The organism is Streptomyces boncukensis (genome assembly GCF_011045075.1).
In the GTDB taxonomy this organism is placed as follows: Bacteria; Actinomycetota; Actinomycetes; order Streptomycetales; family Streptomycetaceae; genus Streptomyces; species Streptomyces boncukensis.
On sequence record NZ_JAAKZZ010000006.1, the window covers coordinates 1 to 17,668 of the forward strand.

Genomic DNA, 17,668 nt, shown 5'->3' on the forward strand with positions numbered 1-17,668 from the left:
CCCCCCGCCCCCCGATACCGACCGACAACCGAACGGCGAAAGGAAACGGATGTCCCACTCCCACCGCACCCACCGGATCCGGCGCCGCCTGCTGCGCGTGTGCTGTGCTCCAGCGGCGGCCGCCGCGCTGCTCGTCACCGGCTGCTCCGCGATGGCGGACGACGGCTCCGGCGCCGGGGACATCGGGCAGCGGCCCGAGCGCCTCGCCCCGCACTGGGTCGACCCCGACAGCGTCGCGGCCCGCCAGGTGGACAAGCTGCACGAGAAGGGCGAGCGCGGCAAGGCGGCGCTGCTGCGCCGCATCGCCGAGCAGCCCGTGGCCCGCTGGGTCCCGGACAAGGAGCCGCGGAGCGAGGTGGAGCGCGTCACCCGCGCCGCGGCGGACGCGGACCGCCGGGCGCTGCTGGTCGTCTACAACCTGCCGCACCGCGACTGCGGGCAGTACTCCCGGGGCGGCGCGCAGAGCGCCCAGGCGTACCGGGACTGGATCGCGGAGGTCGCGGCGGGCATCGGCGACCGCCCGGCCACCGTCGTCGTCGAGCCGGACGCCATCCCGCACCTGCTGGTGCCGGGCTGTACGCCGCGCGAGTTCCACGGCGAGCGCTACGAACTGCTCGCACACGCCGTCAAGGAGCTGAAGAAGCTGCCGGACACCGACGTCTATCTGGACGCGGGCAACCCGGACTGGGTCCGCGACCCGGGCGGGCTCGTCGAGCCGCTGCGGCGGGCGGGGATCGCCGAGGCGGACGGCTTCGCGCTGAACGTCTCCAACTACCAGACCACCGAGTCCAACGAGGCGTACGGCAAGCGGGTCTCCGGCATGGTCGGCGGCAAGCCGTTCGTCATCGACACCAGCAGAAACGGCAACGGGCCCGTGAAGGAGGGCCCGAAGAAGGTCGACAAGACCTGGTGCAACCCGGCGGGCCGGGCGCTCGGCGAGGCGCCGACCGTGCGCACCGGGGACCGGCAGGTGGCCGCCTACCTGTGGGTCAAGCAGCCCGGCGACTCGGACGGCGAGTGCCGGGGCGGCCCCAGGGCGGGCGTGTGGTGGACGGCCTACGCCCTGGAGCTCGCCCGCAACGCGGCGCGCAACTGACCCTCAGCCGCCGACGTAGTCGGCGAGATGCTCGCCGGTCACCGTCGAGCGCTCGGCGACCAGCTTCGCCGGTGTCCCCTCGAAGACGACCCGTCCGCCGTCGTGGCCCGCGCCGGGCCCGAGATCGATGATCCAGTCGGCGTGCGCCATGACCGCCTGGTGGTGCTCGATGACGACGACCGACTTGCCGGAGTCCACGAGCCGGTCGAGCAGCCCGAGGAGCTGTTCGACATCGGCGAGGTGGAGTCCGGTGGTCGGCTCGTCGAGCACGTAGACACCGCCCTTGTCCGCCATATGGGTGGCCAGCTTCAGCCGCTGCCGCTCGCCGCCGGAGAGCGTGGTCAGCGGCTGGCCCAGGGTGAGATAGCCGAGGCCGACGTCGGCCAGCCGCCGCAGCACCCGGTGGGCGGCCGGGGTTCTCGCCTCGCCGGAGCCGAAGAACTCCTCGGCCTGAGCCACCGGCATCGCGAGCACCTCGCTGATGTCCCGGCCGCCGAGGCGGTGGTCCAGCACCGACGCCTCGAACCGCTTCCCCTCGCACTCCTCGCAGGGGGTCGAGACGCCGGCCATCATCGCCAGGTCGGTATAGACGACCCCGGCGCCCTTGCAGGCCGGGCAGGCGCCCTCGGAGTTGGCGCTGAACAGCCCCGGCTTGACGCCGTTGGCCTTCGCGAACGCCTTACGGACCGGGTCGAGCAGCCCGGTGTACGTCGCCGGGTTGCTCCGCCGCGAGCCGCGGATCGCGGTCTGGTCGACCGCGACCACGCCGTACCCGTCCGGGAGCGAGCCGTGCAGCAGCGAGCTCTTGCCGGAGCCCGCGACGCCGGTGACGGCGACCAGCACCCCCAGCGGAATGTCGACGTCGACGTCGCGCAGGTTGTGCGCCGACGCGCCGCGGATCTCCAGCCGCCCGGTGGGCTCGCGCAGCCTGTCCTTGAGCGCCGCCCGGTCGTCCAGGTGGCGCCCGGTGAGGGTGCCGGCGGCCCGCAGCCCCCCGACGGTGCCCTCGAAGCAGACGGTGCCGCCGCCCGTGCCCGCGCCGGGGCCGAGGTCGATGACGTGGTCGGCCATCGCGATCGTCTCCGGCTCGTGCTCCACGACCAGCACCGTGTTGCCCTTGTCCCGCAGCCGCAGCAGCAGGTTGTTCATCCGCTGGATGTCGTGCGGGTGCAGGCCGGCTGTGGGCTCGTCGAAGACGTAGGTGACGTCGGTGAGCGAGGAGCCGAGGTGGCGGATCATCTTGACCCGCTGCGCCTCGCCGCCGGACAGCGTGCCGGACGGCCGGTCGAGCGAGAGATAGCCGAGCCCGATCTCCACGAACGAGTCGAGGGTGTGCCGCAGCGCGCCGAGCAGCGGCGCCACGGTCGGCTCGTCGAGACCGCGGATCCACCCGGCCAGATCGCTGAGCTGCATCGCGCAGGCGTCCGCGATGCTGATCCCGGCGATCCGGGAGGACCGGGCCTCGGCGCTCAGCCGGGTGCCCTCGCACTCGGGGCAGTCGGCGAAGGCGACCGCGCGGTCGACGAACTCCCGGATGTGCGGCTGCATCGCCTCCCGGTCCTTGGACAGGAACGACTTCTGGATCTTCGGGAGCAGCCCCTCGAAGGTGAGGTTCACGCCCTCGACCTTCACCTTGGTCGGCTCCCGGTGCAGGAAGTCGTGCCGCTCCTGCTCGGTGAACTCGCGGATCGGCTTGTGCGGGTCGAGCAGGCCCGACTCGGCGTAGACCCGCACGGTCCAGAAGTTGTCCGACTTCCAGCCGGGGATGGTGAACGCGCCCTCGGCGAGCGACTTGGAGTCGTCGTAGAGCTGGGTGAGGTCGATGTCGGAGACCTTGCCCCGGCCCTCGCAGTGTGTGCACATGCCGCCGGTGCGGGTGAAGGTCACCCGCTCGGTCTTCTGGCTGCCGCGCTCGACGGTGATCGCGCCGGCGGCGCGGACCGAGGGGACGTTGAAGGAGAACGCGTTGGGCGAGCCGATGTGCGGCTGCCCGAGCCGGCTGAAGAGGATCCGCAGCATGGCGTTGGCGTCGGTCGCGGTGCCGACCGTGGAGCGGGGGTCGGAGCCCATCCGCTCCTGGTCGACGATGATCGCGGTGGTCAGCCCGTCGAGCACATCGACCTCGGGCCGCGCCTGCGTCGGCATGAAGCCCTGCACGAAGGCGCTGTAGGTCTCGTTGACCATCCGCTGGGACTCCGCGGCGATCGTGTCGAACACCAGCGAGCTCTTGCCGGACCCGGAGACGCCGGTGAACACCGTCAGCCGGCGCTTCGGGATCTCGACACTGACGTCCTTGAGGTTGTTCTCCCGCGCACCGTGCACCCGGATCAGGTCGTGGCTGTCGGCGAGGACGCGCTGGGAACCGGTGATGTCCATGGCGTACACGCTACGGTCGACCACTGACAGCGGCGCGGCAGCCCGCCCGCCGGGGAGGGCTGCCGCGCGGTGTTCAGCCGGTCTTGACGGGGCTCAGCGTGAAGCCCTTGTTCGGCTTGCCCGCGAGGAGGTCGGCCAGCCCGCCGCTGAGCGCGTACGTCGTCCCGCCGGGGCCTCCGGTGACGTCGCTGGTGACGGGGTCCTCGACCTTGTCGGTGACGTTCACCGTGGCCGTCTTCCAGCCGTCGCCGGGCTGCACCCGCTGGATCCGGGCGGGCTTGCCGGACAGCAGGCCGCTGCTGACCGCCGCGATCGAGCCGTCCTTCAGGAGCCGCATCCCGGCGGTGGGGGAGGCCAGCTTCTTGTCGAGCTTCACCGGCTCCGCCTGCTCGGGGTGGTCGACGGGCACCCGTACCAGGGAGCCGTCGGCCATGGCGATGATCAGCTGGTTCCCCGACACCCACTCCACCGCGGCCATGCCCACGTCATCCAGGAAGTCGGGAATGTCGAGCTCGCCCTGGAGCAGATCGCTCTTCAGCAGGACCGAGGCGCGCCCCTCGGTGTCGATGCGGAACACCGTCGGGGTCAGCTCGTCCACGGCGTACGCGGTGCCGTCGGGCCCCACCGCCACGTCGGAGATCAGGTGCTTCTCGCCGTCGCCTGCGACCGCGGTCAGATCGACGCACCAGTCCTGCTTCCCGGTCTTCAGGTCGTAGCTGCCCACACCGGCGACCTTGAAGGGGTTCTCCTTGTCGGAACGGTCGGCCGTGCCGTAGTCCACATTGCTGGCCAGGATGCGGTCGCGCTTGCGGTCGACCTGGACGGCCTGCGCCGACACCAGCTGCGGGTCGTCGATATGGGTGCGTACCTTTCCGTCCAGGCCGACGGCGGAGATCGTGCCGTGCTTCAGTGAGCCGGTGATGAACGTCTTCGACCGCGGGTCGTAGTCCAGGGAGTGCGGGAAGACGTTCGGGCCCTTGACGTCGATGGCGCTGGGCGTCTCCTGCTTGCTCTGCGCGGCCTGGGGCCGCACAGAGCCGGAACCGGAGTCGGAACCGGAGCCGTTCGCGGCGAACGCCGTCCCGGTGGCTACGGCGGCGACGAGCGTCGCGCCCGCGATGGTGAGCTTCAGCTTCTTCTGCATGGGTGGTCTCCGGTTAGTGGCGTGAAAGAGAAATATGGTCATGCACACGTCATGTCTCGGGGTGTGCGGTACTGCGGCGGCCGAGCGGCCGGGCGGCCGGGCGGATCAGACGTGCGGGTGAGGGGACAGCGGCGCGGGGGCGTCGGTGGCGGGCTGCAGGGACTGGGCGAGCAGCTGCAGTGCCGACTGCGAGGCGGAGCCGGGCGCCGTCGTCGTCACCACCAGCCGGATCCCCTGCGCTCGGGGCACCGGGAGGGAGTGCTGCAGGACGTCCAGCTCCCCGACCACCGGATGGCGCATCCGGTACTCGGCCATGTCCCAGGTGCGCACCCGGTGCTCGGACCACAGCGCAGCGAACTGCGGGCTGCCCATGGTGAGCTCGCCGATGAGGGACGCCAGCTGCGGGTCGTCCGGATACTCGCCGACGGTCTTGCGCAGCTTGCCCACCACATCCCGCGCCTTCCTGGGCCAGTCCACATACAGGTCCCGCGTGTGGGCGTCCAGGAACACCAGCCGGGCGGTGTTGGGACGGGTGGCCGCCCGGTCCGGGCTGTCCGGGGCCAGGTGCCCGGCGAACAGCGCATGCCCGGTGCGGTTCCACGCCAGTACGTCCGAGCGGCGGCCGGCGACGACCACGGGCGCGTCCCCGAAGGAGTCCATCAGCTGGCGCACCGCCGCGGTGACCCGCTCGGCGGGGAGCCTGCGGCGGCGCTGCCGCGCGTCACCGGACAGCTCGTGCAGATGGCGCCGCTCGGCGTCGTCCAGCTGCAGCGCCGTGGCCAGCGCGTCGAGCACCTGCGGCGAGGCGTTGAGCGACAGCCCCTGCTCCAGCCGGATGTAGTAGGCCACGCTGACCCCGGCCAGCTGGGCCAGCTCCTCGCGCCGCAGCCCCGGCACCCGCCGCCGGTCGCCGTAGTCCGGCAGCCCCACGTCCGCCGGCTTCAACTGCGCCCGGCGCGTGGACAGGAAGTCACCGAGGAGGGACCGGCCGTGCGCTGTGTGCTTCATGCGACTCAGTATGGTCGGGCCCTCCCCGGCCAGCCTGCCCCTGCGAGTAGCAGCCTCGGGTGATCTGTCTCAGCGCGGCCGTGTGGGGTACGAGTCGTGGCTGGGGCGGGACCGGCCGGACGTCACCCGCGTACCGGCGGTACGTCCGCGGACCGCACGTTCCACGCGGTGCCTAACGCGGCGCGACGGTGGTACCCGCCCTCAGAGAAGTCCAGGTCGAAGGCGCTCAGCCTTCGCTGAGGCAGATCGCGGGGGTCAGGGCATGACCCTTCGGCGGTCGTGTACTAGAATTATCTCGACATCGAGATAACTGGCGACGACATGCGCCGCGACCGCTCTCCGCCGGGCAGCCCCGGGGTAAGTAAGGCTTACCTAATCTGCCCGCGCTCACCATAGCGGATCAGCGGCCGATGCACACAAGGCACTGAAGGAGACTGTCGTGTCGGCGAACAGCTTCGACGCCCGCAGCGCGCTGCGCGTGGGTGACGAGTCGTACGAGATCTTCAAGCTGGACCGGGTCGAGGGCTCCGCGCGCCTCCCCTACAGCCTGAAGATCCTGCTGGAGAACCTGCTGCGCACCGAGGACGGTGCCAATATCACCGCCGACCACATCCGGGCCGTGGGCGCCTGGGACCCGAACGCGCAGCCCAGCCAGGAGATCCAGTTCACGCCCGCCCGCGTGATCATGCAGGACTTCACGGGTGTGCCCTGCGTGGTGGACCTCGCCACGATGCGCGAGGCCGTGGCCGAGCTGGGCGGCGACCCGGCGAAGATCAACCCGCTGGCCCCCGCCGAGCTGGTCATCGACCACTCCGTCATCGCGGACGTCTTCGGGATGCCGGACGCGTTCAAGAGGAACGTCGAGCTGGAGTACGGCCGCAACCGCGAGCGGTACCAGTTCCTGCGCTGGGGCCAGACCGCGTTCGACGAGTTCAAGGTCGTCCCGCCCGGCACCGGCATCGTGCACCAGGTCAACATCGAGCACCTGGCCCGTACGGTCATGGTCCGGAACGGGCAGGCGTACCCGGACACCCTGGTCGGCACCGACTCGCACACCACCATGGTCAACGGCCTGGGCGTGCTCGGCTGGGGCGTCGGCGGCATCGAGGCCGAGGCCGCGATGCTGGGCCAGCCGGTCTCGATGCTGATCCCGCGCGTGGTCGGCTTCAAGCTCACCGGCGAGCTGCCCACCGGCACCACCGCCACCGACCTCGTGCTGACCATCACCGAGATGCTGCGCAAGCACGGCGTGGTCGGCAAGTTCGTGGAGTTCTACGGCGAGGGCGTGGGCGCCGTGCCGCTCGCCAACCGCGCCACGATCGGCAATATGTCGCCGGAGTTCGGCTCCACCGCGGCGATCTTCCCGATCGATGAGGAAACGATCAACTACCTGCGGCTCACCGGCCGCCCCGCCGAGCAGCTCGCGCTCGTCGAGGCGTACGCCAAGGAGCAGGGCCTCTGGCACGACGCGGCCCATGAGCCCGAGTACAGCGAGTACCTGGAGCTGGACCTCGCCACCGTGGTGCCGTCGCTCGCGGGCCCCAAGCGCCCCCAGGACCGCATCGCGCTGGCCGACGCCAAGTCGCAGTTCGCGCAGGACGTGCGCAACTACGTCACCGAGGCCGACCAGGACGAGGCCGGCAAGGAGTCCTTCCCCGCCTCCGACGCGCCCGCCACCTCCAACGGCATGCCCAGCAAGCCGACCCAGGTCGTCGCCCCCGGGGGAGGAAGCGCGTACGAGATCGACCACGGCGCCGTCGCCGTCGCCGCGATCACCTCCTGCACCAACACCTCCAACCCGTACGTCATGGTCGGCGCCGCGCTCGTCGCCAAGAAGGCGGTGGAGAAGGGCCTCACCCGCAAGCCCTGGGTCAAGACCACCCTGGCCCCCGGCTCCCAGGTCGTCATGGACTACTACGACCGCGCGGGCCTGACCCCCTACCTCGACAAGCTGGGCTTCAACCTCGTCGGCTACGGCTGCACCACCTGCATCGGCAACTCCGGCCCGCTGCCGGAGGAGGTCTCCCAGGCGGTCAACGAGAACGACCTGGCCGTCACCGCGGTCCTCTCCGGCAACCGCAACTTCGAGGGCCGGATCAACCCCGACGTCAAGATGAACTACCTGGCGTCCCCGCCGCTGGTCGTCGCCTACGCCATCGCGGGCTCCATGAAGGTCGACATCACCCGCGAGGCCCTGGGCACCGACCAGCAGGGCAACCCGGTCTACCTGAAGGACCTGTGGCCGAGCGAGCAGGAGATCGAGGAGGTCGTCGCCTCCGCCATCAGCCAGGAGATGTTCACCAAGGACTACGCCGACGTCTTCGCCGGCGACGCCCAGTGGCAGGCCCTCCCGGTCCCCACCGGCAACACCTTCGAGTGGGACGGCGCGTCCACCTACGTCCGCAAGCCCCCGTACTTCGAGGGCATGGGCATGGAGCCCGCGCCGGTGACGGACATCGCGGGCGCCCGCGTCCTGGCCAAGCTGGGCGACTCGGTGACCACGGACCACATCTCCCCGGCCGGCGCGATCAAGGCCGACACCCCGGCCGGGAAGTATCTGACGGACCACGGGGTCGCCCGCCGCGACTTCAACTCCTACGGCTCCCGCCGCGGCAACCACGAGGTCATGATCCGCGGCACCTTCGCCAACATCCGGCTGCGCAACCAGATCGCGCCCGGTACGGAGGGCGGCTACACCCGGGACTTCACCCGGGCCGCCGAAGGTGAGGGAGGGGCCCCCGTCTCCTTCATCTACGACGCCGCGCAGAACTACCAGGCGCAGGGCATCCCGCTGGTCATCCTGGCCGGCAAGGAGTACGGCTCCGGCTCGTCCCGCGACTGGGCCGCCAAGGGCACCCGGCTGCTGGGTGTCCGCGCGGTCATCGCGGAGTCCTACGAGCGCATCCACCGCTCCAACCTCATCGGCATGGGCGTCCTCCCGCTCCAGTTCCCGGAGGGGGCCAGCGCCCAGTCCCTCGGCCTGACCGGCGAGGAGACCTTCTCCGTCACGGGCGTCACGGCGCTGAACGACGGCACCACGCCCTCGACGGTCAAGGTCACGACGGACACGGGCGTCGCGTTCGACGCGGTCGTCCGCATCGACACCCCCGGCGAGGCCGACTACTACCGCAACGGCGGCATCCTCCAGTACGTGCTGCGGTCCCTGATCCGCGACTGACGGCCGGCAGCGCCTGCACACGGCGACGGGCCGCACCCTCGCACGAGGGTGCGGCCCGGCCCGGCCCGGCACGATCCGCCGGACACGGTCTAGCCGAGGAGCTCCACCTGGGACAGCCGGGCCCCCTTCGTGTCGGGGACCAGCCGGTACTGCCGGTAGCGGGACGCCTTCCGCAGCTCGAAGACCCGGGTCTGCTTGTCCCAGCGGAAGGACTCGGACGCCCGGTGGTCGACCTCGCGCCACCGTTTGCCATCCCGTGAGCCCTCCAGGGTCCAGCCCTTCGGGGCCTTCTTCCCGTCCGACGACGTGAGGGTGTACGAGGTGACCTTCGCGCCCTTCTGCACCTTCAGCGGTGTGCCCGTGACCTCCGCCGCGGTGTCGGAGGTGTTGTCCAGCAGCGGGGAGCCGGCGGGTTCTGTGACGTCCCGCGCCGGGGACGGGGCCCGCTTGCCCCGGGTGAGCGACGTCGGACCGCTCTTCTTCCCCGTGCCCCACTTCGAGGGGCGCGGGCCCATGTCGAACTCCAGGGTGCCGCCCTTCGCGAGGAGCTTGTGCGGGAGGGCGGTGGACTTCCAGCGCTTGCCGTTCAGCTTCAGGCCCTGGACGTAGACGTTCTTCGCGCTGTTCTTCGGGGCCTTGACCACCAGGTCGCGGCCGTTCTCCAGATGGACCGTGGCCTTGGTGAACAGCGGGGAGCCCACCGCGTACTCCGGCTGGCCCATCACCAGCGGGTAGAAGCCCAGCGCGCTGAAGACGTACCAGGCGGACATCTCGCCGTTGTCCTCGTCGCCCGGGTAGCCCTGGCCGATCTCGCTGCCCAGATAGAGCCGGGACAGCACCTCGCGGACCTTCTGCTGCGTCTTCCAGGGCTGGCCCGCCGCGTCGTACATATACGCGATGTGGTGCGAGGGCTGATTGCTGTGTCCGTACATGCCCATGCGGACGTCGCGTGCTTCGAGCATCTCGTGGATGACGCTGGAATAGCTGCCTTTGTACTTCTCCTCGGCCGTCTCCGGGGTGGAGAAGAATGTGTCCAGCTTCTTCGCCAGGCCCTTCCGGCCGCCGTAGAGATTCGCCAGGCCCCGGGAGTCCTGGGGCGCGGTGAAGGCGAAGTTCCAGCCGTTTGTCTCCGTGTAGTCATGGCCCCAGACCCGGGGGTCGTACGCGCCGGGGCTCAGCCGCCAGGAGCCGTTCTCGTTGCGGCCCTGGAAGAAGCCGACCTTCTCGTCGAAGAGGTGGACGTAATTCTGCGCGCGGTTGCGGAAGTAGTCGGACTCCTCTTTGTAGCGGCGTTCACCCGTTTTCTCGTAGAGCGCCTTGCCCATGTTCGCGATGCCGAAGTCGTTGATGTAGCCCTCCAGCGCCCAGGACAGGCCCTCGCCCGTCTTCGTGCTGGTGTAGCCGAGGAAGGGGGAGGTGTTCATCCCCTTGCGGCCGACGCCCGAGGACGGGGGCGCGACGGTGGCGTTCTTCAGCGCCGCCTCGTACGCGGCCTTCGCGTCGAGGCCGACGCCCTTGGCGTACGCGTCGGCGAACGCCACGTCCGAGGAGGTGCCGGTCATCAGGTCCGCGTAGCCGGGCGAGGACCAGCGGGAGGTCCAGCCGCCGTCCTTGTAGTGCTGGATGAAGCCGTCCGCCATGCGTGCGGCGCGCTTCGGGGTGAGGAAGGAGTAGGCGGGCCAGGTGGTGCGGTAGGTGTCCCAGAAGCCGTTGTTGACGTAGACCTCGCCGTCCACGATCTTCGAGCCGGTCTCCGTCGGGGTGTCCGGCTTCTCGGCGGGTGAGAAGGGCGAGGCGTACCGGGTGCGGGAACCGACCTTCTCGGAACCGGAGTTGGGGTAGAGGTAGAGCCGGTAGAGGTTGGAGTAGAGGGTGGTGAGCTGGTCCTCACTCGCGCCCTCGACCTCGACCACCTTGAGGATGTCGTCCCACTGGCGCTGGGCCTTCTTCCGGATGTCGCCGAAGGAGGCCGACTCGGGGATCTCCCGGGTCAGGTTCGCCTTCGCCTGGTCCACGCTGATCAGCGAGGTGGCGATGCGCATCGTGACCGTGCGGTCCTCGCCGGGCCGGAACCGCAGATAGCCGGTGACGTCGTCCCCGCCGCCGCCCTTCAGCCGGCCGCCGGCTGTCGCGGGCGCGTCGAACTCGGCGTAGACGAACATCCGGGTGGCGCCCGTGGACAGCCCGGACTTGACGTCGGAGAAGCCGCTGACGACGCCGCGTTCGCGGTCCAGCGTGAGACCGCCCCGGTTGTCGACGTTGTCGAAGATCAGGCTCGCGTCGTCGTCCGGGTACGTGAAGCGCATCATCGCCGCGTGGTCGGACGGGGCGATCTCGGTACGCAGCCCGTTGGTGAAGGTCACCCCGTAGTAGTGCGGCTTCGCCGTCTCCCGCGCGTGCCGGAAGGGCAGCGCGCGGGCCGTACGGGACGCGTCGGGGGTGCCCTTCGCCGCGGAGGGCATCACCTGGAACGTCTGCCGGTCGCCCATCCAGGGGCTGGGCTCGTGGCTGGCGCTGAACGCCTGGAGGGTGGGCAGGTTCTCGGAGTTGTTCCGCCGTGCGTACTCGTAGAGCCAGGAGGTGGAGCCCGCGTTGGTGACGGGCGTCCAGAAGTTGAAGCCGTTCGGCACGGCGGTGGCGGGGAAGTTGTTGCCCCGGGAGAAGGAGCCGCTGGAGTGGGTGCCGCGGGTGGTGTTCACATAGTCGGACAGCTGGGCCTTGGGCTTCGCGGGCTTCTCGGGGCGCAGCGCGATGTCGTCCACCCAGCCGCGGAACGGTCCGCTGCCCCGCGCCGCGTCGTATGCGACGAGCACCCTGTCGACGGTCTTGCCCGCCGCGACCGCGCCGATCCGCGCCTCCTTGTGGTTCCACTGATTGACGGACAGCGTCTTGGAGGCCGACTGGGCGCGCGGGCTGAGGCGCACGCCGTGCTGGTCCTGCGCGCGCAGGTCGCTCAGATACGTGCCGTCGGTGAACGCGAGGTCGACGGCGGCGCCGGTGGCGCGGTACGAGCGGTCGCCGTCCGGCATCTCGGGGAACAGCCGGTAGGACAGCACGGTGTCGCGGGTGACGGTGACATCGGTGTCGAAGACCTTGTTGTACGCGTAGCCGCGCCCGGCGGCGCGGTGGGTGCCGGCGTAGCGGAGCGCGTGGGTGCCGGTGAATCCGGCGCCCTCCTTGGCGGTGGGGGAGTCGGCCGGGCCGGAGCCGACGCGGGTGGTCATGCCCGGACCGTCCCCGGACTCGGGGGAGACCCCGCCGGCGCGGGGCCTGCCGTCGGGGCCCGTCTCGACGGTGTCGCGCCAGTCCGGCGGCGGGTCGTCGTCCTCGAAGGAGGTGGCGAACCGGGTGCTGTGGGACGCGGCGCCGGGGTCGGGCGCCGCGACGGCGGCGGTGGGCAGCACCCCGGCGAGCAGCGCCCCCGCGAGCAGCGCGGGGGCGCCGGACAGCGCGGCGAGCCGGGGGAGTCGGGCGAGCCGGGGGAGTCGTCTGTGGCGGTTGCTGGACCGGTGTGGGCGTCGCTGTGGGTGTCGCACGCGGACCTCTCTCGATGACCGACAACGTTGTCAATCCACGACTTCAGAGCCCAGTAACGTACCTGGGCCCTTTGGTGTCAAGGGTGTTGAAGGCGATGACAGAGGGGGGCGCTCCGGAGTGTATTCCCGGCGCGTGCCGTGAGGTCTCAACTCGGGAAAGATGGGGAAGCGGATTGTACTCGATCTTGCACCGCCGCCGAAGAGTGGACTATACCTGTCCCACCCCGCGCGACCCGCGCGACCCGCACCCTCTGCACGGCCCGCACGACCTCAGATTGCCAATGACCGCGGTGAACGGCCCTTCGTCTGTGGCGAGTTTGAACGGGTGACCGGTACACCGCCTGAGTCCTGGAGTACCTGGAGAAGGCGAGGACCCCCGCATGGGATTCACCAGTGTCAACCGTCGCGATGTGATGAAGCGGTCCGCGGCGGTCGGACTTCTCGCCGTGCCCGGCGCCGCGGCGCTCTCCTCCTGCGCGACGGGCGGAGACGACGACGGGGACAAGGCCGAAAAGGGCGACAAGACCAAGAAGAATCCGCTCGGCGTCAAGGAGGACGCCGACCTGCAGGTCTATATCTTCAACGGCGGGTACGACGACAAGTACGCGCAGTTCGTCACCGACATGTACGGGGACCGGTTCGGCGACGCCACGACGGACCAGAAGGCGACCGAGAAGATTGCCACCCAGGTGCAGCCGCGGCTCGTCAAGGGCGATCCGCCGGACGTCGTCAACAATTCCGGCGCGGACAACATGAACGCCGGAAAGGTCATCAAGAACAAGCAGGCGGCCGACCTCACCGAGCTGCTGGACGCCCCCTCCTGGGACGATCCGAACGTCAAGGTGCGCGACACGCTGATCCCCGGCGTGGAGGAAATGGGCGCCTTCGGTGCCGACGGCTGCTACCAGCTCAACATCGCCTCCACCATCTACGGCAACTGGTACTCGGACAAGATGCTCACCGAGACCCTGGAGTCCGACTATCCCAAGACCTGGGACGAGATGCTCGCCGTCTGCAAGAAGGCGAAGGCGAAGGGCATTCACGGCTGGACCTACCCCGGCGGCCATCCGCGCTACATGCTCTTCAGCATGTTCGCGATGTTCGCGCAGGCGGGCGGGCGCGAGGTCATCGAGGCCATGGACTATCTGGAGCCGGGCGCCTGGAAGCACGACGCGGTCAAGTCCGTCTTCGAGGCGTTCGAGGAACTCGTCGCGAAGAAGTACGTGCTCACCGGCTTCGACGGCAAAGAGGCCCATATCGAGATGCAGACCGCGTGGACGAAGGGCAAGGCGCTCTTCGTTCCGGACGGCTCCTGGGTGGAGAACGAGGCGAAGGACACCACCCCGAAGGACTTCCGCATGGCGGTGGGCGCCACCCCCTCCCTCGACAAGGGCGACAAGCTGCCGTTCGGCACCCTCTACTCCCCGCCCGGGGAGCCCTTCCTGGTTCCGGCCAAGGCGGACAACGTGCGCGGCGGCATGGAGTGGCTGCGGATGATGTACAGCCGCAAGGCCGCCCGCAACCTCTTCAAACAGGTCTCCGTCATGCCCGTGGTCAAGGGCGCCATCGACGGTATGAGCCTTCCGCCGGGCGTGGCCTCGTCCCAGAAGGCGGTCAAGGCGGCGGGCAAGAACATCGTCATCGCCTTCTGGAAGGAGTGGTACCGGGAGATGTTCGACGAGGACTTCAACAACGTCATGGGCAAGTTCATGCTCGGGGACATGTCCGTCAAGGAGGCCATGGACACGATGGAGAAGGCCACGGCGCGCGTGGCGAAGGACCCCGACGTGGAGAAGGTGAAGCGGTCTTAGCCTCCGCCGAGTGAGGGCGCCCCGCGTCGCGGAGTGCCCGTGCCCCTCCGGGGCGCGGAGCGGGGTGGACAAGTCGGGTGGGTCGACCAGGGAATCGGAGCAGTGTGAAGACAGCGAAACCGGCGGAGTCACCGCCGTCGACGACAGCGCGGGCGGCAGCGGGGGGCACGCGGGCACCCAGCGGTCTGCTCCTCCTTTCCGTACTGCTGCCGCCCCGGTTCACTCCGGAGCGGGTCAAGCGGGACCGCCGCTACCGCACGCTCGACAAGTACCGCTTCATCGCCGGCTTTCTGGCGCTGCCGCTCGCGTTCTACGCGGTGTTCGTCATCTCCCCGTTCCTCCAGGCGATCTACTACTCGTTCACCGACTGGGACGGCGGCGCCACCGCCGATTTCGTCGGCCTCGACAACTACCGGAAGCTGTGGAACGACGACCGGTTCTGGGACTCCGCCAAGACCAGCGTGTCCCTGCTGGTCGCCGCACCGGTGATCACCCTGTCGCTGGGCATCTTCTTCGCCTACATGATCACCGCGGGCGGGCGGCACCGCAGGGGGCAGGCCGTCGCGGGCGTCGTCGGCTCCTCCTTCTACAAGGTCGTCTACTTCTTCCCGCAGGTGCTCTCCATCGCGATCGTCGCGGTGGTCTGGATGCGGGTGTTCTCCACCCGCAGCGGACTGCTGAACGGGTCACTCGGCGCCGTGGGGCTCGACGGCCTGGAGAAGCCGTGGCTGGGCGGGGACTACAACCTCGCGCTGTTCGCCACGCTGACCGTGCTGTGCTGGTCGTTCGTCGGCTTCTACGTGGTGCTGTTCTCGGCGGCGATGGGGGCCATCCCCCGGGACCTGTACGAGGCGGCGCTGCTGGACGGCGCCGGGCGGGCCACGACCTTCTTCAAGGTCACCCTGCCGCTGATCTGGGACACCGTCCGCACCGGCTGGATCTATATGGGCATCCAGGCGCTGGACGCCTTCGCCATCGTCCTGGTGATGGTGCCGGACCACGCCCTGAAGGTCACCCCGGTCTTCCTCTACCAGCGGTTCCGCGAGGGGCAGTTCGGCTACGCCACCGCCATCGGCGTCGTCCTCCTCGTCTTCAGCGTGGTGTTCTCCCTGATCATCATGCGGGTCGGGAACCGCGACCGGATCGAATACTGACGACGGGGGAGCACAGCTTCATGACGACAGCGCCGACTGAGCGGACCGAGCGGAGCGAGCGGACCGGGCGGGGCCGGCGGGCCCGGGAGACGGAGGGGGCCGCCCTCAACGTCTTCTCCCACGCCTTCCTCGTGGTGTGGGTGGTGCTGGCGGCCGGGCCGCTGGTGTGGGTGGCCGTCACCGCGTTCCGGTCCTCGGGGGACATTCTCAGCGACCCGCTGGGCCTGCCCTCCACCCTGCACTGGGAGAACTTCAGCAACGCCTGGACCGAGGCGAAGATCGGCCGCTACGCACTCAACTCGCTGGTCATCCTCGCGGGTTCGCTCACCGGCACCATGCTGCTGGGCTCCATGGCCGCGTATGTGATCGCCCGCTTCACCTTCCCCGGCAACCGCTTCATCTTCCTGCTGTTCGCCGGGGGGATGATGTTCCCGGTGATCCTGGCGCTGGTGCCGCTGTTCACCATCATGGACAACCTCAGCCTGCTGGACACCCGGCACGGGCTGATGATCGCGTATATCGCGTACTCGCTGCCCTTCACCACGTTCTTCCTGACCTCGTTCTTCCGCACGCTGCCCACCGGGGTGCAGGAGGCGGCCATGGTCGACGGGGCCTCGCACACCCGCACCTTCTTCCAGATCATGCTGCCGATGGCCAAGCCCGGCCTGGTGAGCATCGGGATCTTCAACTTCCTGGGCCAGTGGAACCAGTATCTGCTGCCGCTGCTGCTGAACAACGAGAGCGAGGACAACTACGTCCTCCCGCAGGGGCTCGCCTCGCTGGCCGTCTCGCAGGGCTACCGCGGCGACTGGGGCGCGCTGTTCGCGGGACTGACGATCGCCATGCTGCCGGTGCTGGTGGTGTACGCCGTCTTCCAGCGCCAGGTGCAGGCCGGACTGACCGCGGGCGCCCTGAAGTAGCGGTTACGCAGGGCTCCTTCGTAAAGATTTCGGGTTGGCCACGAACGTGGACTAGACCTGTTGTGCCGGAAACGGCTGTGAGTAGGGTCGGCGCCACAGCGCAACTCACAGATCTTCCCCCCGCGGGCAAGTCGACACCGATGTCGAAGGGTTGAGCAAGATGAACAGAAGAGCAGTTGTGACCGGTGCGGCCGCGCTCGCCATGGCCCTGGGGCTGACCGGGCTCACCGGGTGCGGCAGCAGTGACGACGAGGGCTCCGACGGCAAGACCACCCTCAAGCTGGTGGCCGCCGACTACGGGGACAAGGCGTCCAACGCCTCCAAGATCTACTGGCGGGACGTCGTCAAGGACTTCCAGAAGAAGAACCCGGACATCAAGGTCGATGTCCAGGTCATCAACTGGAACGAGATCGACAAGCAGGTCAAGACGATGATCCAGAGCGGCAACGTTCCGGACCTGCTGCAGACCGGGGGCTACGCCGACAAGGTCGCCGACGACCTCCTCTACAAGGCCGACGAGGTCACCTCGGACAAGACCCGCGCCAACCTCATCCCGTCCTTCGCGAAGGCGGGCGAGGTCGACGGCACGCAGTACGGCATCCCCTGGGTCTCCTCCACCCGCGTGCTCTTCTACAACAAGAAGATCCTCAAGGAGGCGGGCGTCAAGGCGCCCCCGAAGACCTGGGACGAACTCGCCGCCGCGGCGAAGAAGATCAAGGACAAGAAGGCCGCCGACACCCCCTACGCGCTGCCCCTCGGCCCCGAGGAGACCCAGGGCGAGTCGATGATCTGGGAACTGGGCAACGGCGGCGGCTACACCGACAGCGGCGGTACGTACCAGCTGGACAGCGCCAAGAACGTCGAGACCTTCAAGTGGCTCCAGGACAACCTGGTCAAGCCCGGCCTCACCTACAGCAACCCGGCCACCACCGACCGGAAGACGGCGTTCGCCGACTTCGCCGCGGGCAAGGCCGGCATGCTCAACGGCCATCCGAGCCTCATCCAGATGGCCAAGAGCGGCAAGGTCGACTACGGCGTCACCACCATCCCCGGCAAGGACGGGCCGCTGAAGTCCACGCTGGGCGTGGCCGACTGGATGATGGCCTTCAAGGACCCCGGCCACCAGGCGGAGGTGAAGAAGTTCCTCGACTTCACCTACGCCAACAAGATGCTGAAGTTCGACGAGATGTACAACTTCATGCCGGTCACCCAGGACGTCCGCAAGGAGATGGAGTCCAGCGGTGAGCACAAGGACCTGGAGCCCTTCTTCGCCGAGCTGGACAACGCGAAGTTCTACCCGCTGGGCGACCCGGCCTGGGACGTGATCTCGGCCGAGATGAAGAAGTCCGGCGGCAAGGCGGCGCAGGAGGACCCGAAGAAGGTGCTCGGCGACCTGCAGAAGAAGGCGGAGGACGCGGTGGCGAACAAGTGACCGCTGTTCGTTC

10 protein-coding genes are annotated in these 17,668 nt (G+C 69.3%); 6 read left to right on the forward strand and 4 right to left on the reverse strand.

All coding sequences use genetic code 11. From position 1 onward, the window contains the following. The first annotated feature begins 49 nt into the window (after positions 1-49). Positions 50-1,096, forward strand: a complete 1,047-nt coding sequence (locus G5C65_RS01380; protein ID WP_165296702.1) for a glycoside hydrolase family 6 protein — start codon at positions 50-52, stop codon at positions 1,094-1,096. 3 nt (positions 1,097-1,099) lie between these two features. Here G5C65_RS01380 and G5C65_RS01385 read toward each other — a convergent pair whose 3' ends face one another. The 3 genes from G5C65_RS01385 to G5C65_RS01395 form a co-directional block, all read right to left on the reverse strand. Continuing rightward, on the reverse strand, positions 1,100-3,472 hold the full coding sequence (locus G5C65_RS01385) for an ATP-binding cassette domain-containing protein (protein ID WP_165296703.1): 2,373 nt from the start codon (positions 3,470-3,472) through the stop codon (positions 1,100-1,102). A gap of 73 nt (positions 3,473-3,545) precedes the next feature. Further along, positions 3,546-4,616, reverse strand: a complete 1,071-nt coding sequence (locus G5C65_RS01390) for a hypothetical protein (RefSeq protein WP_165296704.1) — start codon at positions 4,614-4,616, stop codon at positions 3,546-3,548. Positions 4,617-4,721: 105 nt separating this feature from the next. Beyond that, entirely contained in the window at positions 4,722-5,624 is a 903-nt protein-coding gene (locus G5C65_RS01395) for a helix-turn-helix transcriptional regulator (RefSeq protein ID WP_165296705.1), read from the reverse strand. 439 nt (positions 5,625-6,063) lie between these two features. Between G5C65_RS01395 and acnA the strand changes: the two genes are divergently transcribed. Then, positions 6,064-8,802, forward strand: a complete 2,739-nt coding sequence (gene acnA / locus G5C65_RS01400) for an aconitate hydratase AcnA (protein WP_165296706.1) — start codon at positions 6,064-6,066, stop codon at positions 8,800-8,802. 89 nt (positions 8,803-8,891) lie between these two features. On the opposite strand, the gene G5C65_RS01405 is transcribed toward acnA, so the two are convergent. Beyond that, complete coding sequence (locus tag G5C65_RS01405) at positions 8,892-12,338, reverse strand: GH92 family glycosyl hydrolase (protein ID WP_420903261.1); 3,447 nt, start codon at positions 12,336-12,338, stop codon at positions 8,892-8,894. 380 nt (positions 12,339-12,718) lie between these two features. Here G5C65_RS01405 and ngcE point away from each other — a divergent pair, with 380 nt between their 5' ends. The 4 genes from ngcE to G5C65_RS01425 all read left to right on the forward strand — a co-directional run bounded on the left by ngcE (position 12,719) and on the right by G5C65_RS01425 (position 17,655). After that, the gene (ngcE, locus tag G5C65_RS01410) at positions 12,719-14,149 is read left to right on the forward strand and encodes an N-acetylglucosamine/diacetylchitobiose ABC transporter substrate-binding protein (RefSeq protein WP_165296707.1); all 1,431 of its coding nucleotides are present in this window, start codon (positions 12,719-12,721) and stop codon (positions 14,147-14,149) included. A gap of 206 nt (positions 14,150-14,355) precedes the next feature. After that, a complete protein-coding gene (locus G5C65_RS01415) occupies positions 14,356-15,303 on the forward strand; it encodes a carbohydrate ABC transporter permease (RefSeq protein ID WP_241265474.1) in 948 nt (315 codons plus the stop codon). 20 nt (positions 15,304-15,323) lie between these two features. Beyond that, positions 15,324-16,223, forward strand: coding sequence for a carbohydrate ABC transporter permease (locus G5C65_RS01420; RefSeq protein ID WP_165296708.1), 900 nt, complete (start codon positions 15,324-15,326; stop codon positions 16,221-16,223). A 160-nt stretch (positions 16,224-16,383) separates the two neighbouring features. Continuing rightward, positions 16,384-17,655: an extracellular solute-binding protein gene (locus tag G5C65_RS01425; protein WP_206441108.1), complete on the forward strand. Its 1,272-nt coding sequence runs from the start codon at positions 16,384-16,386 to the stop codon at positions 17,653-17,655. Positions 17,656-17,668 lie beyond the last annotated feature (13 nt).

What these genes read in the sequence shown, in the direction of transcription:
- G5C65_RS01385 (WP_165296703.1), bottom strand. Translation starts at nt 3,472, where the DNA reads ATGGACATCACCGGTTCCCAGCGCGTCCTCGCCGACAGCCACGACCTG.
- G5C65_RS01390 (WP_165296704.1), bottom strand. Translation starts at nt 4,616, where the DNA reads ATGCAGAAGAAGCTGAAGCTCACCATCGCGGGCGCGACGCTCGTCGCC.
- G5C65_RS01420 (WP_165296708.1), top strand. Translation starts at nt 15,324, where the DNA reads ATGACGACAGCGCCGACTGAGCGGACCGAGCGGAGCGAGCGGACCGGG.
- G5C65_RS01380 (WP_165296702.1), top strand. Translation starts at nt 50, where the DNA reads ATGTCCCACTCCCACCGCACCCACCGGATCCGGCGCCGCCTGCTGCGC.
- ngcE (WP_165296707.1), top strand. Translation starts at nt 12,719, where the DNA reads ATGGGATTCACCAGTGTCAACCGTCGCGATGTGATGAAGCGGTCCGCG.
- G5C65_RS01425 (WP_206441108.1), top strand. Translation starts at nt 16,384, where the DNA reads ATGAACAGAAGAGCAGTTGTGACCGGTGCGGCCGCGCTCGCCATGGCC.
- G5C65_RS01395 (WP_165296705.1), bottom strand. Translation starts at nt 5,624, where the DNA reads ATGAAGCACACAGCGCACGGCCGGTCCCTCCTCGGTGACTTCCTGTCC.